Here is a 5,455-nt window from a genome sequence, read left to right as displayed (position 1 = left end):
TGGCGCGACCGAGGCTACATGGACGTACTTGCGCCGTCCCCCGCAACCTGAGCCGCCCCGCCATCCCTCAGGAAGCCAGCTTTTGACGTTGACRTTGCTTCGGCGGGTGCAGGGCGCAGCCCTGCCGGACAACATCCCTCAGTAGCGGGGACGGCCTTCTTCCAGTACCTGGCGCAGGAACGGCACGGTGATCCGCCGCTTCGCCGCCAGCGATTCGCGATCCAGCCAGTCCAGCAACGTGATCAGCCCACCCAGCTCGCGACCGGTGTGCGACAGCAGCCACTCGATGGCGGCCTCGTCGATCGCCAGCCCCCTGCGCAGCGCGCGCTCGCGCAACACCGCCGCGCGGCCTTCCTCGTCCAGCGGCTGCAGCAGCACGCGCACGCATTGGCCCAGGCGCGAGCGCAGGTCCGGCAGCACCAGGCCCAGTTCGCCCGGCGACTTCTGTGCCGTGTACAGCACCGTCACGTCGGCAGCGCGCGCGCGGTTGTGGAAATCGAACAGCGCGATTTCGTCCTCACGATTGCCTGCCACCGCATCCAGGCCATCCAGCGCCACCAGCTCGCGCTGCTCCAGCCCTTCCAGCGCCACCCGCACCCGGCCGACCACGCTGGCCAGCGGTACATAGGTCGGCAGGCGCCCGGCCTGCTCGGCGCTGGAACACATCGCCAGCGCCTGGTGGGTCTTGCCGGTGCCGGCCGCGCCTTCCAGGTACACCCAGTCGTGGCTGGCCCCTACCGCGATGGCATGCAGCTGCGCCAGCGCGCCGTCCGGCGCGCCGATGAAGCTTTCCAGCCGCTGGTCCCGCGGGTAATGCAGGGCCAGCGGAAGTTGCGGCACACCAATCACTTCAGTTCCGGACCCTTGTCATTGCCAGGCACGATGATATGGGGCTGGTCGATCACACCATCAAGCACGATCGCGGGCTTCTCGCCGGCGTACAGCTCACTCTGGCGGTAACGCTGGTGCGCATAGCGCAACAGCACATTGCTGACCGCCGCCACCGGCAGCGCCAGCAGCATGCCCAGGAAGCCGAACAGCTGGCCACCGGCCATCACCGCGAAGATCACCGCCACCGGGTGCAGGCCGATCTTGTCGCCGACGATGCGCGGGGTCAGCACGTAGCTCTCCAGCAGCTGGCCAACGGTAAACACCACGCCCACCAGGATCAGCAGTTTCAGGTCGAACCCCTGCGCCTGCACCAGCGCAGCCACGATCGCCATCAGGATGCCGGTGGTCGCGCCCAGGTAGGGAATGAAGCTGATCAGGCCGGCGATCAGGCCGATCAGCAGGCCCAGCTTGAGCCCGACCAGCGACAGGCCACCGGCATAGATCACGCCCAGCGCCAGCATCACCAGGAACTGCCCGCGGATGAAGGCGCCGAGCACCTCGTTGGATTCACGTGCCAGCGTGGTGATCGTGCCGATCTGGTTGCGCGGGATCACCGATGCCACGCGTTCGACCAGCTTGTCCCAGTCACGCAGGAAGTAGAACGCCAGGATCGGCAGCAGCAACAGGTTGACCACCCAGGTCACCACCGTGAAGCCCGAGCGCGATACGTAGCCCATGAAGGTCGTGGCGAACCCGCCGGCCTGCTGCCAATGGCTGCGCACCCATTCGATCACACGGTCGGGATCCATCCACTGCAYCACTTCCAGCCCGGTCTTCTGCTCGAACCAGGGAATGCCCTTCTCCATCAGCCAGGCCTGCGCCTGCGGAGCCGCGGCGATCAGGGTGCTGATCTGGCGCTCGATCATCGGCACCAGCACCAGCAGCAGCGCGACGATCACCAGCACCATTGCCACGAACACCAGCACCACGCCGGTCATGCGCGAGCGGCCGGTGTCCTCGATGCGGTCCACCAGCGGATCGCCCAGCCAAGCCAGGGCCAGCGCCAGCACGAACGGCGTCAGGATCGGTGCCAGCAGCCACACGACCCAGCCGATCAGGCCGGCCAGCAGGATGAACTTCAGCCGCCGCAGGAACTGCGCGATTTCCGCTTCCGGGGACAGGATCATCGCAGGCGGTACTCATTGCTGACCGGCGCCGGTGCCGGTGCACCGGTCGTATCGTCGATCGGCGTCGGCAGGGCCGGCAGTGTCGCCGACGGCACCAGCACGCCGTTGTCGCCGAGCATGCGGTTGAAGCCGGCCAGGCCGGTGGTCAGTTCCAGATTCAGCTCCAGATGGTCGGCGGTCGCGCGCAGCGGAGTGACGTTGCGCACCACCGCGACTTCACGCAGGCCAGCGGCCAGGCGCAGGTATTCGTCCGCGCTGTTGATGCCGGTCACCACCACGCGGTAGGTGCCCGCCTGGCCGGTGGCCGCACCGGCCTTGGCATAACGCTTGACCAGCGCGTCGGCAGCGCCATCGGCACCGGCGGCCATCGCGCGCATCGCGTTGGCGTCCTTGCTGGACCACTTGTTCAGTTCACGGCCGTTGTCGACGAACACCCAGTCCGCCTGCCAGCCGCCATTGGCGCGATAGAGCTTGCCGATCAGCTGCATCGGCGGCGAATAGCGCGACGAGGCCCGGGCGACAGCGGCGCTGTCCTGGCGCCAGATGGCACCCGCCAGGGCCTGCTCGGCGGCGCCACCACTGGGCAGGCCGAGCTTGTAACCACGCTCGATGGCCCGGCTCAGCAACGGCCGCGCGGCATTGGCCTGCTGCACGCTGACCAGACGCGGACCGCTGCCGTCATCGACGGCCAGCCACAGCACCGGCTTCGGTCGCGGCTGCGGCCACAGCGGCAGGCCCAGGGCCGACACCAGCCCGTCCACGTCATCCTCGCGGAAGCGCGCGACCAGCAGGGTACGGAAGCTCGGCGCACCGCTGGCGCCCACGCTCTGGTCCTGCTTGTAGTCGTAGCTGGCCACATAATCCTTGGCATTGCGCAACGCCTGCGCCACGCCGGGGCGCGACATGACGCTGCGATCACCGGACAATTTACCCAGTACCACGCTCAACGCGCGGGCAAGTGCACCGTTGCGGTCAGCCTCGGCTTGGCTGTTGACGGGCACTTCGGCCTCGTACGCACCACTGGCAGTGGCAACATCCCCCTCGGTTCGCATGCCGCTCTGGGCCATCGTGGCCACCGGCAGGCACAGCGCAAGGAGCAGGGTCAAAAACAGGCTGCGGCGCATCAGGACATCCATTGGCTCGACGTATCCGGGGGGAATTGTTGCCCGAATACGGCCTTTGCGCCAATGCGGCCTGTTAAAATCGGCGATTCAACCCCTGCCAGCGCCGACGCCCGTGACCAACAGCCCGTCTTCCGCCCCTTCTCCCCTCACCTACCGTGACGCGGGTGTCGACATCGACGCCGGCAACGAACTGGTCGAGCGGATCAAGCCCCTGGTCAAGCGCAGCTTCCGTCCGGAGGTGATGGGCGGCCTGGGTGGCTTCGGTGCCCTGTTCGACCTGTCCAACAAGTACCGCGAACCGGTGCTGGTGTCGGGCACCGACGGCGTCGGCACCAAGCTGAAGCTGGCCCACCAGCTGAACCGCCACGATACGATCGGCATCGACCTGGTCGCCATGTGCGTGAACGACGTGCTGGTGCAGGGCGCCGAGCCGTTGTTCTTCCTGGACTACTTCGCCACCGGCAAGCTGGACATCGACACCGCCGCCGCGGTCGTGGGCGGCATCGCCAATGGCTGCACCGAGGCCGGCTGCGCCCTGATCGGTGGCGAAACCGCCGAGATGCCCGACATGTACGCGCCGGGCGAATACGACCTGGCCGGCTTCACCGTCGCGGCCGTCGAAAAGAGCGAACTGAAGGACGGCGCCCATGTCGCCGCCGGCGACGTGCTGATCGGCATCGCCTCGTCCGGCCCGCACTCCAACGGCTATTCGCTGGTCCGTCGCATCTATGACCGCGCCGGCCGCCCGGCCGAGCTGGAACTGGAAGGCGGGGTCAAGCTGGTCGATGCGCTGATGGCCCCCACCCGCCTGTACGTCAAGCCGATCCTGTCGTTGCTGAAGTCGCACGGCGATGCCATCCACGGCATGGCCCACATCACCGGTGGCGGCCTGACCGAGAACATCATCCGCGTGGTGCCCGAAGGCCTCGGCCTGGACATCCAGGCCTCGTCGTGGACCCTGCCGCCGGTGTTCCAGTGGCTGCAGAAGGAAGGCGCGGTGGCCGACAGCGAGATGTGGCGCACCTTCAACTGCGGCATCGGCTTCGTGCTGATCGTCGCTGCGGACCAGCTCGAGGCCGTATCCGCTGCGGTCAAGGCGGAAGGCCTGGAGCACTGGACGATCGGCCAGGTGGTCACCGCCCAGGGCGGCGAACGCGTCCACATCGCCTGATCCACTGGACAAAGGAACCCGCATGGACGCACCTCCTCCCTTGTCGACGCCGCCGGCTCCGCCGGTGCTGCCGCCGAACCCGGTCGTGCCGGTGTTCGGCCCGCAGGACGCCACCCAGCTGCGCCAGCTGGCGATCGGCCACTATGTGGTCGCTGGCCTGATGGCGGTGTTCTCGCTGGTCTTCGTCCTGCACATCGTGCTGGGCATCGCCATGCTGTCCGGCTCGCTGCCGATGAAGTCCGGCGGTGAACCGTCATCGCCGGAAGAGCAGCAGTTCGTCGGCTGGCTGTTCACCGTGATGGGCGTCTGCATCGTGCTCGGCGGGCTGACCCTGGCAGGCTTCGTGGCCTATGCCGGCCGCTGCCTGTCGCAGCAGCGCCGCTACCTGCTGTGCATGATCGTGGCGGGGCTGGCGTGCCTGTTCACCCCCATCGGCACCATCCTCGGCGTGTTCACCCTGGTCGTGCTGCTGCGCCCGCAGGTGAAGGCCGCCTTCGCTGGCCAGGCGGGTCTGGCATGAACGATGGAATGAACCCACCGCCGCTGCCACGGCAGACCTTGGCGGACCTGCAGACCGCAAGCCACCTGCACAACCTGAAGATCCTGTTCTACGCGCTGGCCGGCTTCCATTGGCTGGCAGCGCTGGTGTTCCTCGGCTTTGTCGGCATCGTCGCCTTCGAACGCGGAATGGATGACGGCGCCGTGCTGGCGACGGTGTACGGCGCGGTGTCGCTGTTGGCCATCGGGCTGGGCCTCCTGCAACTGCGCACCGCGCGGCTGCTCGGCCAGCGCAGCCACCTGGCCTGGTGTCGCGGCGCGGCCTGGGCAGCGGTGATGGCCGGCCCACTGGGCATGGCCCTGACCGCCTACGCGGTGTATTTCCTGCGCAAGCCGGAGATCGCTGCATTGTTCGACCGCGGCGACCACGTCAGCGTCTGAGCTGGCAAGCGCATGTTCCGTCTCTTCTGCTGATCGCCCCGACATGTCCACGCCCGCTGCCCCCACGCTCGCCCGCAACCGCGCCACCCACTCACTGTCGGCACCGAAGAAGGCCGCACTGGCCGCAGTGCTGGGCATATTCGCCGCAACCTGGATCCATCCGCTGTGGCCGCTCGAGCAGACCCTGCACAGTTCGCTGACGG

At 67.8% G+C, this 5,455-nt stretch carries 6 protein-coding genes; 3 read left to right on the top strand and 3 right to left on the bottom strand.

Translation table 11 applies throughout. The features are described 5' to 3' along the window. Window positions 1-138: 138 nt before the first annotated feature. Genes hda through AB4Y84_RS11820 form a run of 3 tightly spaced genes read right to left on the bottom strand, consistent with a single transcriptional unit; the run spans window position 139 to window position 3,142 of the window. Complete coding sequence (gene hda, locus AB4Y84_RS11830; protein WP_032977533.1) at window positions 139-846, bottom strand: DnaA regulatory inactivator Hda; 708 nt, start codon at window positions 844-846, stop codon at window positions 139-141. Further along, window positions 846-2,018, bottom strand: a complete 1,173-nt coding sequence (locus AB4Y84_RS11825; protein ID WP_442250172.1) for an AI-2E family transporter — start codon at window positions 2,016-2,018, stop codon at window positions 846-848. Before AB4Y84_RS11825 ends, hda begins: the two co-directional genes overlap by 1 nt. Beyond that, window positions 2,015-3,142: a DUF2066 domain-containing protein gene (locus AB4Y84_RS11820; protein ID WP_442243878.1), complete on the bottom strand. Its 1,128-nt coding sequence runs from the start codon at window positions 3,140-3,142 to the stop codon at window positions 2,015-2,017. Before AB4Y84_RS11820 ends, AB4Y84_RS11825 begins: the two co-directional genes overlap by 4 nt. A 112-nt stretch (window positions 3,143-3,254) precedes the next feature. Here AB4Y84_RS11820 and purM point away from each other — a divergent pair, with 112 nt between their 5' ends. The 3 genes from purM to AB4Y84_RS11805 are packed head-to-tail and all read left to right on the top strand — an operon-like array spanning window position 3,255 to window position 5,252. Next, window positions 3,255-4,313 carry a phosphoribosylformylglycinamidine cyclo-ligase gene (purM, locus tag AB4Y84_RS11815; protein ID WP_164280434.1) on the top strand — a complete coding sequence of 353 codons (1,059 nt, stop codon included), beginning with the start codon at window positions 3,255-3,257 and terminating at the stop codon, window positions 4,311-4,313. Between the two features lie 22 nt (window positions 4,314-4,335). Further along, complete coding sequence (locus tag AB4Y84_RS11810; protein ID WP_442243879.1) at window positions 4,336-4,833, top strand: hypothetical protein; 498 nt, start codon at window positions 4,336-4,338, stop codon at window positions 4,831-4,833. After that, entirely contained in the window at window positions 4,830-5,252 is a 423-nt protein-coding gene (locus tag AB4Y84_RS11805) for a hypothetical protein (protein ID WP_428701576.1), read from the top strand. Before AB4Y84_RS11810 ends, AB4Y84_RS11805 begins: the two co-directional genes overlap by 4 nt. Window positions 5,253-5,455 lie beyond the last annotated feature (203 nt).

It is taken from the genome of Stenotrophomonas sp. 2YAF22 (assembly GCF_052114665.1).
Lineage (GTDB): Bacteria > Pseudomonadota > Gammaproteobacteria > Xanthomonadales > Xanthomonadaceae > Stenotrophomonas > Stenotrophomonas indicatrix.
Note: the sequence above shows the minus strand (reverse complement) of the source record. Positions and strands in the feature narration are given on the sequence as shown.